This window comes from Variovorax sp. P5_A3 (assembly GCF_056400665.1).
In genome coordinates, this window is the sequence record NZ_JBFUKW010000040.1 from 22,027 (window position 1) to 43,484 (window position 21,458).

Genomic DNA, 21,458 nt, shown 5'->3' on the forward strand with positions numbered 1-21,458 from the left:
TGAGCGGCCGGCTCCGGATCACGGCGACTTCGGGCGGCCGTCAGCGAGATCGACGAGTTCAGGTCCGTTCCGCGCCCGCGCCGCGGGCGACGAGGAATTCGTCCAACTGCTCGAAGGTCTCGGGCATCGCCTCGTCCATTCCCTCGATGGCCACGTCGAGCGCTTGCTTCGAGGGATAGAGCTCGCGCATCACCAGCAGCGTCTTGCCTTCCTTCTCCTCGAAGGTCACCGTCGTGACGGCGCCATCGTCGCTTTCCTCGTTGGTCCAGACGAGGCGAGCATTCGGGACCACTTCGAGGTACCTGCCGAAGAACGCCATGGGCGTCGCGGCTTTGGGGTGAGCGAACTCCAGGCGGTAGCTGCCGCCGACACGGACATCCTGTTCGCAGGAAAGCAGGGTCGCGCCGCTCGACTTCGGCACCCACCACTGCTTGAACAGCTCGGGCGTGGTCCACGCCTCGAACACGAGACGCGCCGGGGCGTCGAAGGTTCGCGTTGTAATCAGCTCGCGCTCGGATTTCCGTTCCGACGTCGTGCGGTTTCTCATGGGGGCAGACTCACTCTCTCTTCTTGCGACCATCACGTTTCTCCTTGCGTTTGAGTTCCTCGATGACTGTGTCGAGCGCGTCGAAGCGCGCGGCCCACACCTGGCGGTAGTTCTCGATCCAGGCTGCCTCTTCCTCGAGACGGCGCGGGCCGAGCTTGCAGCTCCGCACGCGCCCTACTTTCTCCGTTGTGACGAGCTCTGCCTGCTCCAGGACGCCTATGTGCTTCCTCATGCCCGTCAGGGTCATGTGAAAGCGCTCGGCGAGGACGGTGACGGACGCGTCGGCGCACATCAACTGCTCCAGCACGCCGCGTCGGACGGGATCCGACAGCGCTGCGAACGAGACGTCGAAATGAGCTTGGGAATACTGAGCCATTCGGTTCAGTATGACATGCACGTTGACGGTGGGCAAGGGGACTCAACGATCGGACTAGACAGACGGCAATCGGCGCAGACCTGCCGTACTTGCGACGAACAGCGTGAGCATCGTCTACTGCCCAAGGCGGCCGCTTCCACGCGGCCTTTCGCGGCCTTTCGCGGCACTAGCCGGCCGCGGCGCGGACGACTGGCCGACGCGTGTCCACTTCAAGTCTCAGCGGGTCGGAGGTTCGATGGACTTTTCCCTTGCAGCGATCCGTGCCATATCGCCGCGTTCGATTCTCAAGGCGATGTTCTCGCGCGCATGAAAAAGCATGCGTGCCCCTTCTTCGGCTGAGTACTTCTCAGCCTCGATCACGGCGAGGCCGAGCGAATTTGCGGCGCGCGCGTGGTGCGGAAACTCTCTCTCGAACTCGAAACGGTTCATCGTGCGGAAGGCGGTTGCCTCCCGCGCCCACTGGAGCATCTGCGCGGCCGCCGGGAAGCCCTCGCATTGAGCGACTGCGTCGTTGCGCCATGAAAGAGCCTGGCTCACCGCGTCCCTTGGTACCGCGGGATCATTGCCCAAACGGTACACGACCGTCTCCCAGCGCATCACGAAATTGACGAGATCGCGCGGCGGGCGCACGCGATCGTGGTGGATGTCCAAGGTAGCCTGTGCACGCGGCTGGCGGGCCCACTCGCCGTTGACCAGCCGGTTCTCGTAGATCTGTGATCCATCGCGCAGGATCACGCGCAAGCCATCGACCGATCGCCTGTCTTCCAGCAGCCCCATCGCCGCGCGCAGGTTGGAGAAGGCCGCGTCATGGTCTTGCGCGGTAACGAGCGTCGCTGGAAGACCGCGCTCGCGCCAGATTGCATAGCTTGCCATGGCAGCGATGCGGCTCTCGTCCCTGTTCGTGCCGAGGAAGACCGCCTGGACAGCGTAACCATCCTTTCGCAGCGATGTGGCCATTCTGGATATCGACCTCGGGTCCTGGGTCCCTATCTCGATCACCGTGTTCAGTCGCTGCGTGCTGGCATCCAGCACGAGGCGCTCAAACCACTCGTCTGCATCGGACTTGACCGCGGCGGCTGCGACCCTATCTGCACTGTCTTGAGGCTGCTGCCACTGCGGGTGATAGGCCGCGAGACGCTCGGCCGAAAGATGGACCGCGGGGCCCGCTGTCCTCGCGAGCTCCCTACGCAACAAGGCCGCGGCAAAGGCAACACCGGCGCCAGGAGGCCCGGCGATGATCATCGCGGCTGGCGCGTTCGACGGCTTCACGTCGGCCAGTACATCCTGGCGAATGCGACGTTCGTAGATCCTTTCGCGCTCGGCCGGGGCCACGCGCAACCCCTGCGTCATGTGGATTTCCCCGAACCTGGTCCGTCGGATTGTCCAGGCGAGGGAGAGCCGAACGTCTCGAAGACCTTGGCCACGGCGACGCTGTCGGAAGGATCAAAGGTTGCCAGCAGTGCGCACGCCTGGTCGCGCTCGTCGCGAATGCGTTCGAGGCGCTTCAGGTCGGGGGACTTCACACTCGGTCCCTCATCGAGCCAGGCCGTGCGCTGGGCGATCGCCCGGTGGAGGACAGCCATGGCGGCTTCCGCGTCGAGCGATTCCTTCATCGGCGCCCAGTAGCGCTCCTCGTACGCGTAGTTCGGATGGTCCTCGGCCGCCGCGGGCAGCGGCTCGATGCCCGCGTCCAGCATGAAGTCACCGATGCGCACGGCCTTGGTGAGCATCATGCGCAGGACCTCGGGCAGCTCCATCCCACGCTTGGCGGCCATGCGAAGCGCCTTCGCGGCGATCTCGCGGTCGATGCGGAAACTGAGCTGTCGAGTGTCCATAGCGACGCGAGTTATAGCAGGCGCCGCGCGTCACCCGCTGACCGAGATTCAGGGGCGTGGCCCCTTCGGGCAGCGCAGGCTGCCGGCGCCGTCTCTGACGGAAGCCAACTGCAGGGGGCGCTCCGCGCCGCATTCAAAGGAGGCGAACCGCGGCCCTTCCGTTGGCCGGCGGAGGCAGTTCCTTCGGCGTGTCGGCGCGTCGAAGCCGTTTCAACCGAAGCGTTGCCACAACCAGATCACCGCGAGGTGCGCCGGATAGGCACCGTAGAACAGCCATCGCCTGCGCTTCATCGGGATCTCCACGCGGGACGCTGCCCAGATCAGCGGCAACGCGGCGACCGCGGCGAAATTGCGGTTGACGATCCATAGCGACGCCGTCGCCAGCGTCCAGCAGACAAGCCGGCCGGGCGTTGGTCGCCTGCAGAAAGCCCAGGCGCCCAGGCAGCACAGCAGGCCGAACCACCAGAACTCGACGAACGCGCCGGCCATCATGAACAATAGCGCCGCGATCGCGATCCGGATCGCGCCGCCCCGCTCGATCAGCCATACGACACCGGTCGACAGCAACAGCATGAACAGGATGTTCAACGGCCACGAGCCTACGAGCATCAGGAAAACCGGTGTGGCCATGGCCCCGACGACGAGAAGCCGACGCATCACGCGCAGGTGGACGCCGCGCGCCATGGCATCCGGACGTGTCAGGTTGTACATGAGCACAAAACCAAACAGCGGCATGACCATCCGGCCCAGGTCGAACAGCACGACCGAGCTCTCGCCAAGCAGGAACTTGTTGACGTGGTCAAGCACCATCAGGCCGAGCGAGAGCCATTTCAGCGCCTCGAGGCTGCCGTCGGCGATGACCACACGCGGCGGCATTGGCTTCGCAACCGAAGCGACGCTTGTCGGAAGCATCCTGGCCATCGCGGTCGCTCAATAAGCGGGCCCGAGATCGGTCCCTTCATCCCACAGCCGTCGCCATTCGGCGCTGTACTGCGCCGCCAGGACAGGGGCGCTCTTCACAACCAGTACGTTCTCGGCGTTGCGTTCGGCTGCAGAGGACGTGTAGTTGAAGCTGCCGGTCTGCACGCAGGCGTCGTCGACCACCATGAACTTGTTGTGCTGGGTTGCATAGCGTGCGTTGATGCGTACGGGCACTCTCTGGTTGGCAAGGAAGCGCGCGGCCGAATAGGGCTTCAAGGCCTCCCCGGCATCGACGAGGACGTAGACCTCGACGCCACGCCGGGAGGCATCACGCAGCGCGGACGCAACTGGGCGGCTCGTGAACGAATAGGCGGCCACGAAGATCGTCGCGCGGGCGTTGCGGATGGTCTCGAGCACCAGGGGCAGCGCCTGGCCCGGCGTGAACGCAACGATCAGAGCGGGTTGATCGACTCCGGACGTCCGCGTGGGCGCCGGCTGCGCTGATGCGCCAGGAGTTCCCCCGAGCAGCGCGGAAAGCGCCACCACGATCGCCACTGTCGCAGCATTTGCTACGGGTGCGGCTCGCGCGCGAGCATCTGCCCGCGGCGACGCGCGCAACACCCCTGTGCGTACTTTCATGCGCTGTCCCTGGCAGGGTCGTCGAAATCCGGTGCGGTGCGCGCCCGGTGAGGGGCGCCTGCCGGGCGCATGCGCCGCGTAGGCAAGGTGACGCGTTCGCCTCGCGCAATCGCGTCGGCCAGCGTGTCGCGGATCGCGCGGACCAGTCGCTCCTGATCGTCGACGACAGGCGTCACGCGGCGGGCAAACTTCTCGGCGAGCCTGAGACCCGCCAACGGTCCGGCAAGATCGGGGTATTGGGCCAGCACCGCACCGGCCAGGAGCTCCGGATCGCGCAAGATCTCCGCCTTGCGGCTCAGCGACGCGAGGAACTCGGGCCTGTCCACGGTCCACGCCATGCGTTGCGTCAAGATCTTCTTGTCCCCTCTCAGCCGCCCCTCGGTATCGCGATCGGCCACCCGGACCGTGACCGGCCTGGCGCCCCGCTGCCGCAGGACCACCTCGTCGCCGATCCTTACATTGGATCTGGACTCGGCCAGCGCACGTTCGAGGTCTGCGCCCCAGAGCGTGCGCTCGCCCAACTCAGTGCGAATGCGCGCGTAGTACGACATTCGCTGCATCGGGTCGAAGCGGTACGGCGCCGCGGCATGCGCGAGCAGCACGCCGGTGACGGCCGGACGCAGTCCGTCTGGCGCAGGCCGCCGCTCTTCGGATGGATGCCCATCGGTCGAGCGAGCGCTCGTCCCCAGCGCTTCACGTCCGTCGCCGCGCGGTTGCCGCAGCCGCTCGATCGCATGCCGGAGCTGCTGCTGCTCCAGTTCGCTGGGCGCATAGCCCTGAACCTCGATGCCTTGCACGCCCGCTTCGTGCCACACCTTCTCGCGGAATTCCCGGGTGCCCGTCGCGCGCACCACCTTCCAGCCTCGCGCCTGCATGATCGCGACGACGCCGTGAACGACCTCCAGGTTGTGGGTGCGCACCTTGAGTCGTGTGCCCTGATCGACAAAGGCCAGCGTGCGATCGGGAAAGAAGTACCGGTCGTCGATGCGCAGGAAACGGCGCGAGATCGCCTCGGGCACGGTGCGATTGGCGAGCCGCTTGGGTTGTGGCGGATGCTCTTCGATCGAGCCCGCCGAAGCGCCGGCGTCGGGGGATTCGGTGGCCATACGCGGTCCTTCCCTTCAGTCGAGAATTGCCGAGACGAACATGTCGGCCCGGGCCTTGAGTTCCTCGTCGGTGAAGCTGCCGTGCGGAATGGCGATGTTCTCGAAGTCGAACGAAAAGTCCTCGAGATCGAGCTCGTCGAGTCTGGCGTCATCGGTTGGCCTCTCTGGTCCCTCCTTCGATGGGGCATGACCGGCAGTCGAGGTCGTTGCGGGGTCGCAGGGCGACGCGGGTCGGCGCGCTGTCGCGGCTATGGCGGCTGGAGCGGCTCGGAGACCCGCCGGTTTTGCGATGACCAGCTTCGGCACTTCGGGCGCGTCCATTTCGCGTTGGGACAGGTGTTTTTCGCGGAAGTAATAGACGCGATCAGCGAGGACCGGGCGCAAGCCCTCGTGGAACAGGATCATCCGGCTCGACCCCAGCTCCTTGACCTCCTGCGGCAGCAGGAGGCGACGCGGCTGCTCGCTGATGCTCACGCTCGGCGATTTGCCCGATCCGCCCCACATCGGCCGGCTCGTATTCTTCTGCTCGACGGTGTAGGTGCCGAGTTCGCGCGAGACGGCCTCGGCATCCTCGTACTCCTTGGGCGGGAACACGATGCGCGCGGCCAGCATCTTGCGGATCGACTTGGCGCCCTCGACGCCGTACTTCTCGATCAGCTGGGAGTTCGACTGCACGATGATGACGGTGCGCACGTTGTAGCCGGGCAGGAAGGCCGTGGACTCGGCGATCACGGGAATGCGGCCCAGCGCGGGGAACTCATCGAGCATCAGGAGGAGCTGGTGCTTCAAGGCCGGGTTGTTTTCTGGAAGCTCGCGCGTCTGCAGGCCGATTGCCTGCTGGAAGAAGAGGTTCAGCAGCGGTTGCAAGCGGGCGATGTTGTCCGGATTGATCTGCACGTAGATCGAGATCGGTCGCTTGCGCAATTCGCGCAGGTCGAAATCGTTGGCCGAGGTCGCGGCATCGATCATCGGGTTGAGCCACAGGTCGAGCCGGCTCGTGAAGGTCTTGCGGATGCTCGACGCCGTGGTCGGCGCGAGGTCGATGACGTCGTAGAGGCTTTGCACGGCCTCCTGCGACAGCGGGTAGCCCGCGCGCTCGCAGGTATCGATCACGCGCTTCCAGTGCTTCTGGAAGCCCTCGTCGTCGCTGGCCATGCCCTGGCGCAGCACCTCACCCAGCGTGCGGGTCGCACCTTCGGTCTCGAACAGATAGAGCGCAATGCCGAGGAAGAGGGACCGGGCCGACGAGGTCCAGAACGGATCGCCTGCGTGCGGATCCGGAAACAGCATCGTGCCGATGCGCTGGAGGTCGTCAATGCAGCGATAGGGCGTCGTCGACACGTAGCCCAGCGGGTTCCAGCGCGCGGACCGTTCGCGCTCGGAGAGCGGATCGAACAGGTGGACCTCCTGTCCGTAGGCCTTGCGGTAGCCCGCGGTCCGCAAAAAATTCTCGCCCTTGATGTCGCTCACGATGGTCGAGCCGGGCCAGTTGAGGAGATTCGGGATGACCACGCCCACGCCCTTGCCGCTGCGCGGCGGCGCTTCGAGTTCGACACCCTGCTGGCCCGGAAGCACCAGGTAGCGTTTGCCCAGTCGGCCGAGGATGATGCCTTCGTCGCCGAGCAGGCCCGCTTGTCGGATCTCCCGCCGGGTCGCGAAGCGCGCCTCTCCATGCAGAGGCCGCCGGCGGGGAAGCAGGGCGAAGGCGACGGCGCCGAGCGCCAGCCCTTCACCGCCGGCAAGCGCCATCCAAAGGATTCGCTGGATGTCGGGGCGCTCCCCATAGTCCTGCCAGTAGCGGTAGGCCGTCAGCGGTGTCGCGTCGCGCGGCGGCAGCTTGACCGCCATCAGGAAGAAGTAGCCCGCCAGGTACAGGCCAACCAGCGCCGCAAGCAGCAGCGTCACCGTGATCCTGAGGGGGCTACGAAAGCCTTCTGCGCTTGGTACCCGGGTCATGCCAGATCTCCCGCACCACGCGACGCTGGCGATCGCGGGCGCATTGCACCACCACATCCACGCTCAACTGCGCGAGCTCGACGCCCTCGCGCGTGCTCATGCCCTGGCCCGCCGCGCTGCGCTTCATCAGCTGTGCCAGTGCCACGAACGCCATCTCGGCGCTGTCGGCATGCACGCTGGTGATCGAGCCGGGGTGACCCGTGTTGATCGACACGAGGTAGTCGTAGACCTCGTCGCCGGTTCGCAGCTCGGAGACGAAGACGCGATCCGGCCGCTGGCGCTTGGCGCTTGCCAGCAGCTGGCCCGGCGTGACCGAGGCCTGGCCCTGCGAGCCCTGCGAATAGAAGAGGCGCACGTGGTTCGGCTGGTTGCGAAGCGACAGCTCCTTCACGTCCTCGATCGTGACAAGACGCTCGTCGGCCGGGACCTCGAGGATCAGCGCCTTGCTGACCGTGGTCTTTCCCGAACCGGTCGCGCCCGACAGCAGGATGTTCTTGCGCAATTGAACCGCACGTCGCAGGAACGGGACGAACTGGCGTTCGCGCAGCAGTCCGGCGAGTTCGCGGTCGGCGGCCGACATGGTGGACAACGTCGCTTGCCTGTGCTCCAAGGGTCCGGCGCCGCGCATCGCCTCGAAGACCCCGAGCTTCTCCAGTTCTTCGAGCGTCCACAGCACGTTCGACGGTCGCCGGATCGTGATCGAGACGGTCCGGTCTTCCGTCGCGGGCGGCAGAACGATCTGGATGCGCTCGCCGCTTGGCAAGGTGGCCGAGAGCAGCGGCTCGCTGGCCGAGATGCGTTGGCGCGTGAAATTGGCCACCAGCTTGGCGATCGACATGCACCAGTCGAAGGTCGCGAACGGCAGGGCTTCGTGCGACCAGCCCGACTGGCGCTCCACGAACACGCTGCCCGGCTGGTTGATGCAGATCTCGGTGACCTCCGCGTCGTCGAGCAGTGCGGCGAGCGGCCCCAGAAAGAGGGCCAGCGCCGATGGCTCGTCCTTCTGCGCGTGCGGCTGAGGGCCCGCAGCACCGGCGCGGGCGAGGCCAAGGTCGTGGATGGACGCCGCAGCACTACGGATTGGCTGGATCGTTTCGGAGGGCATAGACGCTCCTGAAATCCACGTCGCGGGCGACCAGGATCTGGATGCGGTCCCCCTGGTTCTTGATCACGGTCGGCGGAATCGACAGGGTGCTGCGCAGCACCTCCGCGATGACGTCGCGGCCCCCCAGCGGGCTGACCACCACGCCACCGCCGCTGCCGACGTTGGTGCCGCCTTGCTGGTGGGCGGCGATCGCCTGCATCGTGCCGTCGACGACGGAAAGAAGGAGGGCGGCGCCGAAGCGCTGCCAGAAGTGGGAGTCGACAAATCCCGGCAGACCGTTGCGACCCAGCTCGTCCGTGCCCGGCGAGGCCAGCTGCACCACGACGCCTGTGGGCGTGCGCGCCTCGTTCCAGACCACGAAGACCCGGGCCTGACCCTGACGGGGCTCGCCGCGCTGCTCGCCGACGTACTTCGTGCCGCGTTCGAGCAAGACGACCTTGCCGTCGGCGCCGTAGACATCGTTGGCCCCGATGCAGGTGGTCATGCCTTCGTAGGTCGAGTCGAGTGCGGTTTCCAGCGTGCAGTCGATGAACGCGCCCTTGGGCAGGAGCATGCGTCGCGTCGGGAGCATTTGAGCCGTCACCGCAGGGGTGGGCGTCGGCTTGAGCATCGCGGCCAGGCTCGATCCGGTCGTGGACTGCACCGCCCCTGGCATCTGCAAGGCGCCGACCCACTGGGCCAGGCTCGAGGTGGTGTTTGGCGCCGTGGTGGCGGGCAGGCCTGGTACGGCCGGCGTTGTGGCAAAGGCTGCGCCTGTGTAGGGCGCGGCGGCGCTTGTAGCCGGGGTTGTCTCCGCCCGTCGCAACACTGGAACACCGAGCTGACGTTCCAGAGCCAGTTGCTCAGGGGTCTTTTGCGGCGGTCCGCCGGGATTGGTGCTGACCGCAGCGGGCGGCGGCAGGGCTGACCCGTTCGTCCCCGTGGCTGTGGTCATGGCCGGTGCGATTGATGCGCTCCTTGGAGGATCGACGCGCCCCAGCGGCGGCATCTTCATTTCGCCGGCCGCGCGCACGGCATCGGCCTTCCTTGCGGCCGTCTCGGCGTCATGGGCCCGGGAATACTGCGTGGTGTAGTACCAGACCAGGAAGCCAGCGCCGAGCAGCAGGAAGGTGCCCAATGCCAGCGCGCTGCTCACGCGAGACTGGATCGAGCGTTGCCGGTTGACCGAGGGGATCGCGCGCTCGCCGGCCACCGTGCTGCCTGCAGCGTCGCGTCGCTCGTTGCCTGCAGCTTCCCCGTCAGCAGGAGAGCCGTTCTCGCGCTTCGAGAGAATCTCGCCGGTATCCGGATCCACCGACAAGGCTTCGGCGTCGCGAGGCCTGCTGCTCACGGTGTTCGCCGTGTCATCCCGGCGGCGCAACCGATCCTTCCAGGTCATGGCGCACCTCCCGCGGTCGCGCGTTCGACGCCGGGCACATTCGTGTTCGTCCGGGTGCGGGCGCCTCCGCCGATGAAGGACTGGTTCACGACGCAGCCGACCAGCTTTCCGCGGCGCAGCACGAAGCGTCGCGCGACGCGGTGGATCACGACCTCGTCATCCTCGATGTTGAAGTTCAGCAGGGATTCCGAGCCGTCGTCGTTCTGCACGAACATCGCCGGGAATTCGGATCGAGCCTGAAAGCGCAGGCGCGTTTGGACGCCGTCATCGTAGGCACTCATGGGCTTGAGCGTGCTGTTGCCGCAGAACCAGTAGTCGGTGTTGCGAGGACGGCTGGCCGCTGCCTGCCTGATGCGCGCCTCGGTCTGCTGCTGTTCTCGTGCCGCCGTGGCCGCGCGAGCATCATCGTCGGGATAGGTGAAGCGGATCGAGTACACCATGCGCTGGGCGGCCTTGCCGGTCGGAACGTTGGCAGAAACGACGTACTCGAAGTGGTAGGCCCGGCGGTTGGTAAGCACCGTGAGGTTGGTGGCGGCGTGTGCCTCCTTGGGCTTGATGAAAAAGTGATTGCGCTCGGCGCCGACGTCGAAAGCCCCGTTGTCGCCGGAGCCCAGGTTGACGAACTCCTCGCCCTCCGCCCACTGGAGGTGGATCTGGTAGCCAACGTACCCCTTGAGCTCGACGACATCGTCCGGGTTGTAGGTTACGACGCGGATGCGGGGATCGATCGCTCCGGCCGGCGGAATCGTTGCTGCACGCCCGGTGCAGGGTAGGGTGCCGAAGGCGAGGAGCGCCCCGACGAAGAGCGCAGAGGCCGAGGAATTCATCGCGCATCGGCCTTGCCAGTGGGGATGCCATTCACCGCGACTTCCGGTTCGCGCCGGTACTCGACGACCCGGAAACCCAGCGGGTTGAGGGATCGTGTCTTGTCGTCCTTCGACGGCTGCGTGTACGCGAACTCGATGGTCGAGACCCAGTGGCTGGCTTGCTCCTCGCCGGTACCGCCGGGCCGGGCATAGCGGCTGAAGCGGACTTGCGCCAGTTTGTCGCGGCCGCTCTCGAGCTTCAGAAAGGTGACGGAGCGCACCTGCGTTCGAACCGTCGTCCCGTCCTTGAAGACGTTCAGCGGGGACTGCGGGTTGTTGATGCTCCATAATGCGGCCCACTCCTGGTTCAGGCGTGGAGAGTTCTCGCTGCCGACCAGGTCGTAGTCGGCCTCGGCCGTGCCGTAGAAGTACCGCTCCCGTGCGATCACATAGGTCGACAGGAGGTTGCGGGTGACGACCTGCTCGATATCGGCGGTGCCCTCGTAGGTCGGAACGACGTCGACGATGCCGCTGCTGCTGTCGACACGGATCACGATGGGAACGGGCTGCTTCAGGGGCGTGAGCCCGGCAACCGCCGCAACGGCCAGGACAGCGACGAAGGACGCGACGCCGGCAACCGACCAGGCTATCTTGGAAGACCGGATCGCGCGACGCGCGCGATCCATCTCCCAGCTCTGAGCATCGCGTAGATAGCGATCAAGGGTTGAGTCGCGATTCATGAATCGCTCCCGTGGTTCGTGCGGCGACCTGCGCGTTGATGGGACTCAGCGCGCCCTCGCACTCGGGTGGCAGAGGGGGCCTGGTTCCGCATCCCGATAGCAACGCGATCATCAGCGACGTCATGATTTGCTTCACACGACCTCCTTGAGCCCCGTTACCGATGACGGTTCGGGTTCGGCATCACCTGCTCGCGGGGAATCAGGGTGCCTCCTCGTCGTGCACCGCCAATCCTGTTCCAACTGCTCGCGACACCGGCGCCCACGCGGTTTCCGGCCAGTCGACGCAGAGAGTCCCATTTGCTACCGGGGTCGTGCCGGAGGCCGTCAAGAACGCCGCGGCCGAATTCGTACGTCGAACGACGTGCGGTCCCCGATCCCCATCTCATAAGTGTGCTTACCGCGTTGAATGATGTGAGTGAGATGCCGCTCGCGAGGCCCGCGGCAATCGATGTCACCTGTCGCATAACCAAGAAAATAAGGGCTGATGCAACACAAACGCGAGCGCTCTCGGCGATGGTGATGGCGCCGCCTAAGCCAGCGGCATTCGCTGTGTACGATCGCAGGACGGCTAGCAAAAGTGCTCCGGCCAACGTAGCCAACAAGGTGATCAAGGCATAGTTCGCCAATTGCGCAATCCACGCTTCAAAAAAGCGCTTGGTTGCATCGAAGAAGAGCAGGACGATGAACATTGGTCCCAGGGCAAGAATCAGCGCCAAGGCAACCTTTGACAGAGCAAGAAGAAATGCCGTCACTACGACCGTCAATCCGACCATGAAATAGACGACGAACCCTGCGATGTAGTAGGCAAAGTTGCTGTTGAGGATGCTGCCCTTGTTCAGGAGTTGTTCGGCAATGAGGTTGCCGTCCACCCAGATTTGATCGACCACAGAGATCGTCGACGGAGCGCCAAGAACATCGGCTGCCAATTGATCGGGACCATGAGTGAACGTGTCTACGACCAACTCGTTGTAGGTCCAGAGACGCAGCCCAAGGCCTAGGATTACAACAACGACCAAGATGCGCTTGACGCCTTCCCAGATCGGCTCCTGAATCCGTCCTGTCATGCACAGATAGCCCCACATCATGACGTAGACCGTTCCGAGGGTGACAGCCGCCGGCTCAATCGCGGAGGCCACCTTCGCTGCATTCGTGCTGACGTAGGTGGAAAGTTGGCCTGAGAGCCAAGCAAAGAACTGTTCGAAGAATCCCATACGACCCTCGCGCCTCGATTACCGTTGGACCGGCGCAATGGGGACCGGTTTCAACTTCTTGATGCTGCCGATACCTTCAATTGTCTTTCGCTTGACGTCCTCGTCGCTATCAGTGCGCGCTGCGCTTGCCGGTGGTGGTTGGGCTGGCAATGATGTCTCGGTCACCTGCATTGAGGTAGTTTGGTGCGAATAGAGGTAGGCACCCCCCCCAACGGCGCCGACCACTGCAACGAGCGCGATGTACGTCCAAATGCTCTTGATCATGATGGCTCTCTAAGACTCAGTAGGTGACAGACGACATCGATTTCACAGTGCCGACGTCTGTCATTGCCCGCTCGCGAATTCGCTGTTGCTGTGCCAACTCCTCGCTACGTGCTGCCTCATACAAGCCCTGGAGCTTGGTCTGCTCGTTCGTGAGCATGTTCTGCTCCGCTTGAATCCGGGCTTGAAGATCCTGGATCGCCTTGGGATCCTGCGAAGTTCCTATGCGATCGATCAGTTGCTGCAGGGCCGAGAACCTCTGGCCCGTGTTCTGATAAGCGGCCTGCGTGGTACCGCTCAGCATGGCTGCTGCCTGCCGGCCCTGCTCGACGACCTGTCGCATCTCCGGGCTCAGCGCGTCCATCTGCGAACGCGTGAGGATGCTGTTCGCGCGCATGATCGACTGGATCTGGCTGGATAGGCCCGAGTACCCGGGAGAGGCACCGTTGATCGTGTTCATCAGGTCGCTGTAGCTCGACGGCAGGTAGTTGCGAGCTTCATAGGGCATTGGCAACAGCTGCTCCATCCCGCGGGTTCCGGTCAGGGCGCTGTAGGTCTGCTGCAGTTGGGTGTTCGACTGCCTGAGCTGGTCGTATTGCTTCTGCATGCCGGAGAGCTGCTGCTGCCAGGCACCCAACTGTTGCATCAGGTTGGCCACCGCGGCCATGTCGATCACCGGGATTCCCGCATGCGCGTGCAGGGGAGTGAACACCGCCGCGGCGGCGATCACGAAGCCAATGAGCTGCTTACGCATGGGAGACCTCCTTGACTGGAACGGGATGGGGAAGGGCGGCGGATCCGCTCGCAGCCACAGCCGCGCGGAAGTGCGGCAGCCACTGCTCCGGGTTCGGACCGTGCTGCTCGATGAGACGGCGCATCAACCGGACATTGGCGGTGCGGCCCGAGATCACGTGCAGCATGTCGTCGAAGCCTTGCAGGTCCAGTTGGGCAACGACGCTCACGTGGTTCTGCTTGATCAGGAACTGTCGCGACCCCGGCTCCAACTCCTGCTTGATCAGCGCGAATTCCCGGTCGGTCAGGTTGAAGCCTTCGGTGTATTCCTTGTAGTCGGCCTCCGGATTGGGAAACAGGATCTTGGTCGGCGTCTGCTCGACGATCGCACGTGCGATGCCGGAGTCGAGCACATGGCTGGTGCTCTGGGTGAAGGTGGCGATGTTCGCGTTCTTCTTGCGCCAGGTCTCCAGCCCGTTCTTGGCAAACTTGGCGAAGGCCGGATCGTTCAGGAGCTTGGCGAATTCGTCCATCCAGCAGACCAGGGGCCGCCCGTCCACCATCCGGTTGACCAGGTGGAAGAGGTACATGGTCAAGGGTGCTCGCACTACTTCGTTGTCCAGAAAGTCGGTGACGTCGAAGCCGACCAGGGCATGCCGGTCGAGAAGCGGTGCGACCTCGTCACTGGGGTTGTCGAACACCCAGGCGTAGTCGCCATGCTCGGAGGCGCACCACGGGCGCAGACAGGCGTGCATGCCCTCTGGATCGGTCACGTCGAGGAAGGACGCGAGGCGCGACAGCCGCCGGAACGGTGCATCGAGCCGCAGCGTGCCCTTGAGCGCCTGTTCCAGGTCCTCCTCCTGTCGTACGGACAGGACGTCTGTCGGAGACCGAAGGACCAGGCGGCGCAGCCACTGGCGCATGAACTCGACGTTGTCTGCGATGGCGGTATCCAGCTGCAGGGGATTGCAGCCGGTCGGGGCGCCGTTCCTGAGCGGGAGGTACTGGCCGCCCAGCGCGGCGATCAGGATGTGAAGGCCTTCGTCCTTGTCGAAGATCACCTGGGTCGCATCCAGCCGGTTGCAGATCGCGGTCAGGCAGAACCCGAGAAACGTCGTCTTGCCCGTTCCGACCGGGCCGAGGCCCGTGATGTGGCCGACGTCGCGCCGGCTGCCGCCGTCGGGGCGACACGGGTCGCTCGCATGCAGCGAGAAGTAGTAGATCGACCCCGCCCGCGTGACGAATGCGGTCAGCGCGTCGCCCCAGAAATTCCCCTGCGCGCGGCCGGTCGGGTAGTTGTGGAAGGGGGACATTGCCGCGAAGTTGCGGCTCGTGATGGGCGCCTTGCGCGTACGGAAGGCAAAGTTGCCGGGGAGTTGGGACCAGAAGGCCGCTTCCAGTGCCAGATCCTCCCGCGCGACGACCATGCCGGTATCTCCCAACAGGTAGCGCGCACGCGCCACGTTGTCGTTGAGTTGCTTCAGCCTCGGGAGCCCCTCGGCCTCGCTGACGCCGTCGAAGGTGTCGGCCAGCACGTGCAACGTGAAGTGATGGTCCCCGACCACGAACCTGTTGCTCATGAGGTCGTCCAGCGCATCCTTGAGCTCTTCCGCCTGCGACACGGCCATGTCGCCCGCGGCGGCCATGCGGTTGTGCTGGCGACCCATCATGTCGGTCGCCGTTCCCTTGGGAAGGAAGGTGAAACTCTGAGTCAGCACGAAGGGGAAGGAAGCCGTCAGGAGGGAGCCGAACATCCCTGGGGCGGTGGGCGTCGGGTACTCCTTGATTCCAAGGAAGGCGCCTACGCGGGTCTGGGTGCCCGTGCGATATTCCATGGCCTCGTTGCCGAAGAAGGGCCGGCTGGTGGCCAGCACCTCGTTGAGCGGCGCACGCGGCAGCGGCATGCGCTGCCATTCGCCGTTGATGAGGATTCCATGAAACTCCAACAGCGACGAGAACAGCACCTCGCTGCCGTCCAGGCGGTAGACGCCCAAGGCCTCGGGTTCGTAGCGCTCGAGGGCGGCCAGGAGCTCCTGCCGCATCTTGGCGCAGGCCTCCAGAGAATCGACCAGTTCTGCTCGCTCGCCGTCGCGGTCCGCCTTCTTCAGGAACCGAAGCGCAAAGTTGCCGATGCGCGTCGGCTGCGGGCGATAGACGAGGGACAGATAGAGCTCGTTGACCATGACGCGCTCGCCGGCCATCTTGCGCCGGTAGCGTTCCTCCACATCCCGGGCGAAGCCGGGAATGGTTCGGCCGTGCGGATAGCGCGTCTCCCGCCGCCGGATCACGTGGGCCCAGAGCGCGAGGTTTGGCGAGGCGATATTGCGCCAGAGCACGTTCAGGCGCTCGTGCCAGCCATTGATGTCCTCGTCGTCGGCGCTCTCGAAACTCGCGCCGGCAAGACGCAGGGTCTGGACATAGTCGCCGGCGCGGGTCTTCGCGACGTGCTGGTCCACGTGAGCGACGAGCGGGATCATGGACGCAGCCCCGACCTCGCGCCGCAGCGTCCGTTCGTTGCGCAGGGTGCGTGACATCTGCTTCTCCGCTAAAGGAGCACGCCCTCGGGCAATCTGCGCCTTCGCCCCTTCAGGTCCGGCAGGTCGAGCGTGAGCGGGCTGTACGAATTCGCCCCCCAGTAGCGTGGGTTGCCTCCCAACAGGGCCGGCAGGCGCGTGCGGCCCCAGAGCTGCAGCAGGTCGAAAAAGCGCGGCTCGTAGAGGCAGACCAGGTACAGAACCCCGTGAATCGGCAGGAACGCCAGCAACCAGACCAGGTTCTTCGTCACGATGAAAGACTCGGTCGTGAGGATGACGTTGAACATCATGGCCGAGTAGGTCACGCCCCAGATCATCGAGGGCCGGGTCATCCCGACGAAGAGGGTGTCGGCGACGATGCCTTGGTTGCGGTCCATGGGAAGCTCCTAGACACCGAACATGCCGCGGATCCAGGAGACGATCTGCGGACCGCCGAAGACCAGCACCGTTCCAAGTACCACGCCGACCATCCAAAACCAGCTGATGCGGCCAAACCAGGCCATGACGCCAGACACCATGACCGCCACGGCCGCAAGAGGTGTCAGGATCGACACGAGCTGCGTCTGGGTGGCGTTGGCGCCGGTCGCGAAGGGGCTGCCGGCCCAGCTGAGGGTGGGGGCCAGCGCTGCCAGGACCGCGACCAGCAGGAGCCAGAGCGGCGACCGGCGCGGTTGCCGAGACCGAACGCTGCGAGCGTCGTTCAGCTCAGGAGTTCGATTCGCGTGATCGTGCGGCCGATGCCGATCGTCTTGAGGTGAATGGCGAGCGTATCCAGGCTGCGAAAGGTTCTCGGCCCCCGCGTGCCCATCAGCGTCCAGCGACCCGAGCGCCACGAGATGAGGGCCTGCAGGCGATAGCGCAATGGCTCGGTCTCGACCACGATGATCTCGAGGATCGCCTTGCGATGGAACAACTCGAGCAGTTCCAGGCTGCTCACTTCGTTCAGCGGCGTTTCGGGTTCGATCTTCGCGCTCTTGGACGCACCCCGACGGGTCGTTGCCATGGCTTTCCTTTTCTCTTCCGGGTGGCGCAGGATTTTGATCGAAGGAAAGACAGACCATGGCGCTTCACTCCAGGCGATGGGACGTTTTCGTAGGGGCGCCGTCGCTGGCGTCCTTGGCAGACGGCTCCGCGAACGAAGAGGGCGTGGGCGTGGGCGTGGGCGTGCCGCCGCGCCTCGGCTTGGCGTAGACGTCCCACCAGGCGGCGGGCGGAATCGCCCTGGCTGCCACGACCTTGGCCAACTGCGCGGATGGCTTCGCCACCAACCTCGGACTCGGCCGGGACTCTGAAGCGCCACCGATCTCCCGCTTCAACGCTTCGATGTCACTCAGCGTTCGGACGCGCTGCTGCTCTGCGTCATCAGCGCCGATCATGTCCGCGGCTGCCAGGCGCTCTGCCTTGCGGCGCGCTAGCTCGCCGGCCATTGCTTCGGACTTCGTGAGCTCGTCGCGCAGGATGCGAAGTCGCTCGGTGTCGCGCGTTCCCTGCTCTGCGGCGCTGACTGTCGTGGGCAGCGGCTCGGATCTCGCGTGAGATCCGACCATGAGCAACGAGAAGGACAGGCAGAGCGATGCAGCGGGCCCTCTCCATCCCTTCAACACAACATCGATGCGTTGACGATCCACGGCGATCATGAGCGCACTGTTTCACGAGTCGCGGTCGCCGTCAACGACTTTTTCTAGATGACTCAGTTGCTACAGAACGGTATAGCACTATAGACAAGTAGATTTGATGGAAATATGCTTTCGATTGCGCTGACTCGGCAATCGGGCATTCGTTCGAGGACAGAGGGTGAAGCGCTCCGTCTTTGAACCAGCTGTGCATCTGATCGAAATCGTAGAGCGGCGAAGACCACTCCTCAATACGCCGGACGGGCGAAACGGCCGCGATTGTGAAACCAGCGGTTTCGGGATTGCGAGCGAATCAAACGAAGGTTCTCATTCAGTGAAGGAGTGAACCGTGAACGTTGTGGTCTTCGCCAATCAAAAGGGCGGCGTCGGAAAATCCACGCTGGCGATACTCTTCGCGCACTGGCTGGCCGAGCGACATCGCGAGCGCGTCTGCGTCATCGACCTCGACACGCAGTCCAACGCGTCGAAGTCCCTTCGGCGTTTCGAAAGTGGCCTGGAGGCGGCGACCCTGTTCGATGACCGGCCGATCGCACTGCCCAAGGCGACCCCATCCTCCATCGTGCTGATTGCGGGGAGCAAGCGGCTTGCGGACCTCGAACTGGCCAAGCCGGCCCTCGTCATCCCGGCGTTTCGCAGGCAGGTCTTGGCGCTGATCAACTCATTCGATTCCGTGGTGATCGACACGCCGCCGGCGCTGGGCTTGCGCATGAGTGCGGCGCTGATCGCCGCCACGCACGTGACCTGCCCGATCGAACTGGAGGAGTACAGCATCGATGGCGTGACGGACATGCTCAGGACGATCTTCGGCATTCAGAAGCGATACAACGCGGCCTTGCGCATGGCTGGCATCGTGGCGAATCGATTCAACCCGCATTCCGTGCGCCAGAAGGCGTCAATCGGCAACCTGATGGCGCACTACGGGGACTTCGTCCTGCCGGGCAAGATCTCGACGCGATCCGCGATTCCCGAAGGGCTGGCAGATGGCGTGCCGGTCTGGCAGCTTGCCAAGACCTCGGCGCGCGAAGCGGGCGCGGAGGTGATGCATGTCTTCGACCTGCTCAAGGAGCGCATCGACGCCGTCGAAGCCTCGAGTGCCATCAAGGAGAGCGCCGTATGAACCACCATGTCAATTCGCTCGACCTGAGCGGATTGGATCAGTTTCGGGCCAGTGACTTGCTCGTCGACATCGGGAAAGCGAGCTCCGACGGCACGCCGCTTCAGGTGGCGCTGACGCTGATCGATTTCGACCCGTCGCAGCCGCGCCGTACTCTGGACGAGGCGACGATTCAGGAGCTTGCGCAATCCATCGCGACGCACGGCGTCCTGGAGCCAGTCTCGTTACGAACGCACCCGGACCGGCCAGGCCGCTTCATCGTGAACAGGGGCGAGCGCAGGGTGCGCGCCGCAACGCGGGGTGGACTTGCCTGCATTCCCGCCTTCATCGATGAGCGTGTGGATCCGTACGCGCAGGCGGCAGAGAACTTGCACCGCGATGCCATGTCACCGTTTGATCTGGCGGACTTCATTGCCGAGCGGGAAAAAGAAGGCCAAACACGCGCCGAGATCGCTCGCAAGCTCAACAAGCCGAGATCATTCATCACTGAGGTCGCTTGCCTGGTGGACGCTGCGCCGGCGTTGCGGGCTGCCTTCGATGAAGGCCGGGTGAACGCCGACCGGCGGCTGCTCTACCAGTTGGCGGTGGCCATGAGGAACAAGCCCGCCGAGACCGAGGCCTTGCTCACCGGCCCGGGCGTGGTCACGCGCGGCAGCCTGGAGGCGCTCCTGGATCGCAAAGCGACCGCCACAAGGCACGAGGACCGAAACAAGGCGGCAGATCCCTTCACCAAGTCTCCGTCGAGCGCGGGCCGGACTGTCCTGATCGTCGAGCACGGCGGCCGTCGGGGTTCGCTGCGACTGAAGGCACACGACAAGGACCTGGCCGAGGTGCGCTATGGCGATGGAAGCCGTGACATGGTCCGACTGCCGGACTTGCGCCTCGTGTGCTGGGCCACGGAGGAATAACTCATGAGAAACGCGACTCGAAGCGGCGTGCGAGGCAGTGCCGCGATCGCGCCTGCGCGCTCGATCGCCACGCGGATCATGTTCGTGTCGATCTTCGTCACATGGCAGATCGTGCGGATCGCGTGCTGTGCGATGCTTGTGCTGACGGAGCCGATTCTGCGTGCGACGCTCGTACCGATCGCATTCCTCGGCTTCATGGTCACCCTGATCTTCGGCTTCCTGATCGGCGACCCGCGGTTCCCGCGCTGGGGAATGCTGGCGTTCTCCGTGGGGGCGCTCATGCTCTATTGGCTATTCTTGGGGCTGATGAGCCTTTTCATGACACTGCCACCGGATCATGACCACCGTTGTTGACAAGCACTTGCTCGATCGGGTCGCGCGTGAGCGCCGTTTCGACGATCGCACCATGGAAATCGCGCGGCGTCTGTTCCTGGATGAGGAAAAACCGAGGAAGTTGGCGCTGGAGTACGCCGTCATTCACCAGCGCATCTATGCCATACGCCGGATGGTGACCAAGGTCGTCGCCAGCTATGAGTTGCCTCCTGGCTATACGGAGGTCACGCTGCGAGGTCCCGCGGAGCTGGTCCAAGCCATCAGCGAACTGTTCGACCTGCAGATGAGCGAACTGGTCGAACCGCAAAAGTGAGTTTATGCGACCCGCAACGTTTGCGAGGTCCTTCGGAGGCAGAGACCTGGATCGGCAATGTCCGGAATTGTCGATCGCTCGGCCCACCCCGCGCGGCCCGGCTACTTACTCAAGAAATCCTGAAGCGTCTTGCCGCTATCGAGGCCGGCCTTGAGCCATCCGGGCTTCGGACCGCGGCCGGTCCACGAATTGCCGGCGCCATCGCTGTAGTGAACCTTGGAGGGGGCACGCTTGGCCCTCTTCCCGGGTGCTTTGCTGGCCGGCGCGGCTGCTTCCATCTTGTCGACGGCCGAGGCGAGCTTTGACCTGATCGTCGATCCCGACTTGAACTCCTCGATGGATCGTCCCGACGCGAGGGCTTCGCGCAGCCAACGTGGGCGCGGGCCACGGCCTGACCACACATTGCCGGCGCCATCGCTGAACTGGGCCCGGGCCTTGCTGCCTTTCTTCCCGACAACTTTCTTGGCGGTGGAGTCCAGGCCCAGATGGGCGGCGGTCAGTCCGTAGTGCGCGATCGCGACCTTGATGCGGTCGACGACACCTTTGATCTCGCTGTCACGCAACGCATCGGCCTGGCGTTGAAGTTGCTCGATCTGTTTTTGGATCTGCTTATAGGTTTGTGCCATTGCTTGCTTTAGTGTTTCAAGAACGAGAGTACTGAAGACTCTCTAGGCCCGATTCTGCCACTCCTATTGCGGAAGTGTCGAATATGGCAAATCCGGCGCCGTGTATAGCAATTGCTGCCGCAAGAGTGTGGCAATGCAATTGAAGCTGACAGTCTTCACGCGTTGCGTTTCGCACTCGCTCAGACGACATCTATCGGGCCGCTCACGACGTGCCTGTAGCGATCCATCACTGCGACCTCGACACCCAGCCACCGAGCGACTTCCGCGGGCGCCGTTCCGCGTCGCAGTTGGCGCATCGCGAAGGTGTGTCGAAGCTTGAAGGTTCCGCCTTCGTTGCCATCGAGACCCGCGTCCGCGAGCAACTGCCGTGTTGCCGAGTAATG

25 protein-coding genes and 1 pseudogene are annotated in these 21,458 nt (G+C 64.5%); 4 read left to right on the plus strand and 22 right to left on the minus strand.

All coding sequences use genetic code 11. The features are described from left to right. Nucleotides 1–58: 58 nt before the first annotated feature. The 20 genes from AC1D3B_RS33975 to AC1D3B_RS34070 all read right to left on the minus strand — a co-directional run bounded on the left by AC1D3B_RS33975 (nt 59) and on the right by AC1D3B_RS34070 (nt 17,784). The gene (locus AC1D3B_RS33975) at nt 59–547 is read right to left on the minus strand and encodes an SRPBCC family protein (RefSeq protein WP_478195075.1); all 489 of its coding nucleotides are present in this window, start codon (nt 545–547) and stop codon (nt 59–61) included. Nucleotides 548–557: 10 nt separating this feature from the next. After that, complete coding sequence (locus AC1D3B_RS33980; protein ID WP_478195076.1) at nt 558–959, minus strand: ArsR/SmtB family transcription factor; 402 nt, start codon at nt 957–959, stop codon at nt 558–560. Between the two features lie 180 nt (nt 960–1,139). After that, on the minus strand, nt 1,140–2,273 hold the full coding sequence (locus AC1D3B_RS33985) for a zeta toxin family protein (protein WP_478195077.1): 1,134 nt from the start codon (nt 2,271–2,273) through the stop codon (nt 1,140–1,142). Then, nucleotides 2,270–2,758, minus strand: a complete 489-nt coding sequence (locus tag AC1D3B_RS33990) for a hypothetical protein (protein WP_478195078.1) — start codon at nt 2,756–2,758, stop codon at nt 2,270–2,272. The genes AC1D3B_RS33985 and AC1D3B_RS33990 overlap by 4 nt, the downstream gene beginning before the upstream one ends. Nucleotides 2,759–2,968: 210 nt before the next feature. Beyond that, a complete protein-coding gene (locus AC1D3B_RS33995) occupies nt 2,969–3,634 on the minus strand; it encodes a TraX family protein (protein ID WP_478195079.1) in 666 nt (221 codons plus the stop codon). 54 nt (nt 3,635–3,688) lie between these two features. Next, nucleotides 3,689–4,234 (minus strand): phospholipase D family nuclease, encoded by a 546-nt coding sequence (locus AC1D3B_RS34000; protein ID WP_478195080.1) that lies wholly within the window; start codon nt 4,232–4,234, stop codon nt 3,689–3,691. Nucleotides 4,235–4,314: 80 nt separating this feature from the next. Then, nucleotides 4,315–5,424 carry an LPD7 domain-containing protein gene (locus AC1D3B_RS34005; protein WP_478195081.1) on the minus strand — a complete coding sequence of 370 codons (1,110 nt, stop codon included), beginning with the start codon at nt 5,422–5,424 and terminating at the stop codon, nt 4,315–4,317. A gap of 15 nt (nt 5,425–5,439) precedes the next feature. Then, nucleotides 5,440–7,380 carry a type IV secretory system conjugative DNA transfer family protein gene (locus AC1D3B_RS34010; RefSeq protein WP_478195082.1) on the minus strand — a complete coding sequence of 647 codons (1,941 nt, stop codon included), beginning with the start codon at nt 7,378–7,380 and terminating at the stop codon, nt 5,440–5,442. Further along, nucleotides 7,346–8,485, minus strand: coding sequence for a P-type DNA transfer ATPase VirB11 (gene virB11 / locus AC1D3B_RS34015; protein WP_478195083.1), 1,140 nt, complete (start codon nt 8,483–8,485; stop codon nt 7,346–7,348). The genes AC1D3B_RS34010 and virB11 overlap by 35 nt, the downstream gene beginning before the upstream one ends. Next, nucleotides 8,454–9,863: a type IV secretion system protein VirB10 gene (gene virB10 / locus AC1D3B_RS34020; protein ID WP_478195084.1), complete on the minus strand. Its 1,410-nt coding sequence runs from the start codon at nt 9,861–9,863 to the stop codon at nt 8,454–8,456. The genes virB11 and virB10 overlap by 32 nt, the downstream gene beginning before the upstream one ends. After that, entirely contained in the window at nt 9,860–10,690 is an 831-nt protein-coding gene (gene virB9, locus AC1D3B_RS34025) for a P-type conjugative transfer protein VirB9 (protein WP_478195085.1), read from the minus strand. Before virB9 ends, virB10 begins: the two co-directional genes overlap by 4 nt. Further along, entirely contained in the window at nt 10,687–11,409 is a 723-nt protein-coding gene (locus AC1D3B_RS34030; RefSeq protein ID WP_478195086.1) for a VirB8 family type IV secretion system protein, read from the minus strand. Before AC1D3B_RS34030 ends, virB9 begins: the two co-directional genes overlap by 4 nt. A gap of 155 nt (nt 11,410–11,564) precedes the next feature. Continuing rightward, nucleotides 11,565–12,620, minus strand: a complete 1,056-nt coding sequence (locus tag AC1D3B_RS34035; RefSeq protein WP_478195087.1) for a TrbL/VirB6 family protein — start codon at nt 12,618–12,620, stop codon at nt 11,565–11,567. Nucleotides 12,621–12,638: 18 nt separating this feature from the next. Then, nucleotides 12,639–12,884, minus strand: coding sequence for a hypothetical protein (locus AC1D3B_RS34040; RefSeq protein WP_478195088.1), 246 nt, complete (start codon nt 12,882–12,884; stop codon nt 12,639–12,641). 16 nt (nt 12,885–12,900) lie between these two features. Next, complete coding sequence (locus AC1D3B_RS34045; RefSeq protein WP_478195089.1) at nt 12,901–13,635, minus strand: TrbJ/VirB5 family protein; 735 nt, start codon at nt 13,633–13,635, stop codon at nt 12,901–12,903. Next, nucleotides 13,628–16,147 carry a VirB4 family type IV secretion/conjugal transfer ATPase gene (locus AC1D3B_RS34050; protein WP_478195090.1) on the minus strand — a complete coding sequence of 840 codons (2,520 nt, stop codon included), beginning with the start codon at nt 16,145–16,147 and terminating at the stop codon, nt 13,628–13,630. The genes AC1D3B_RS34045 and AC1D3B_RS34050 overlap by 8 nt, the downstream gene beginning before the upstream one ends. A gap of 11 nt (nt 16,148–16,158) precedes the next feature. Next, nucleotides 16,159–16,524, minus strand: coding sequence for a VirB3 family type IV secretion system protein (locus AC1D3B_RS34055; RefSeq protein WP_478195091.1), 366 nt, complete (start codon nt 16,522–16,524; stop codon nt 16,159–16,161). Between the two features lie 9 nt (nt 16,525–16,533). Next, nucleotides 16,534–16,965, minus strand: a complete 432-nt coding sequence (locus AC1D3B_RS34060) for a TrbC/VirB2 family protein (RefSeq protein WP_478195099.1) — start codon at nt 16,963–16,965, stop codon at nt 16,534–16,536. Next, nucleotides 16,848–17,150: a hypothetical protein gene (locus AC1D3B_RS34065; protein ID WP_478195092.1), complete on the minus strand. Its 303-nt coding sequence runs from the start codon at nt 17,148–17,150 to the stop codon at nt 16,848–16,850. Before AC1D3B_RS34065 ends, AC1D3B_RS34060 begins: the two co-directional genes overlap by 118 nt. A gap of 64 nt (nt 17,151–17,214) precedes the next feature. After that, nucleotides 17,215–17,784 carry a hypothetical protein gene (locus tag AC1D3B_RS34070; RefSeq protein ID WP_478195093.1) on the minus strand — a complete coding sequence of 190 codons (570 nt, stop codon included), beginning with the start codon at nt 17,782–17,784 and terminating at the stop codon, nt 17,215–17,217. A gap of 325 nt (nt 17,785–18,109) precedes the next feature. On the opposite strand from AC1D3B_RS34070, the gene AC1D3B_RS34075 reads away from it, so the two are divergent. From AC1D3B_RS34075 to AC1D3B_RS34090, 4 genes are read left to right on the plus strand one after another with little or no spacing between them, the layout of a single operon-like run. Beyond that, entirely contained in the window at nt 18,110–18,898 is a 789-nt protein-coding gene (locus tag AC1D3B_RS34075) for a ParA family protein (RefSeq protein WP_478195094.1), read from the plus strand. Next, nucleotides 18,895–19,803, plus strand: coding sequence for a ParB/RepB/Spo0J family partition protein (locus AC1D3B_RS34080; protein WP_478195095.1), 909 nt, complete (start codon nt 18,895–18,897; stop codon nt 19,801–19,803). Before AC1D3B_RS34075 ends, AC1D3B_RS34080 begins: the two co-directional genes overlap by 4 nt. A gap of 3 nt (nt 19,804–19,806) precedes the next feature. Continuing rightward, the gene (locus AC1D3B_RS34085; protein WP_478195096.1) at nt 19,807–20,157 is read left to right on the plus strand and encodes a hypothetical protein; all 351 of its coding nucleotides are present in this window, start codon (nt 19,807–19,809) and stop codon (nt 20,155–20,157) included. Next, complete coding sequence (locus AC1D3B_RS34090) at nt 20,141–20,449, plus strand: hypothetical protein (protein ID WP_478195097.1); 309 nt, start codon at nt 20,141–20,143, stop codon at nt 20,447–20,449. Before AC1D3B_RS34085 ends, AC1D3B_RS34090 begins: the two co-directional genes overlap by 17 nt. A 101-nt stretch (nt 20,450–20,550) precedes the next feature. On the opposite strand, the gene AC1D3B_RS34095 is transcribed toward AC1D3B_RS34090, so the two are convergent. Further along, a complete protein-coding gene (locus AC1D3B_RS34095) occupies nt 20,551–21,075 on the minus strand; it encodes an H-NS family nucleoid-associated regulatory protein (RefSeq protein ID WP_478195098.1) in 525 nt (174 codons plus the stop codon). Between the two features lie 179 nt (nt 21,076–21,254). Continuing rightward, nucleotides 21,255–21,458 (minus strand): annotated as a pseudogene (locus AC1D3B_RS34100) (tyrosine-type recombinase/integrase); the annotation flags it as partial.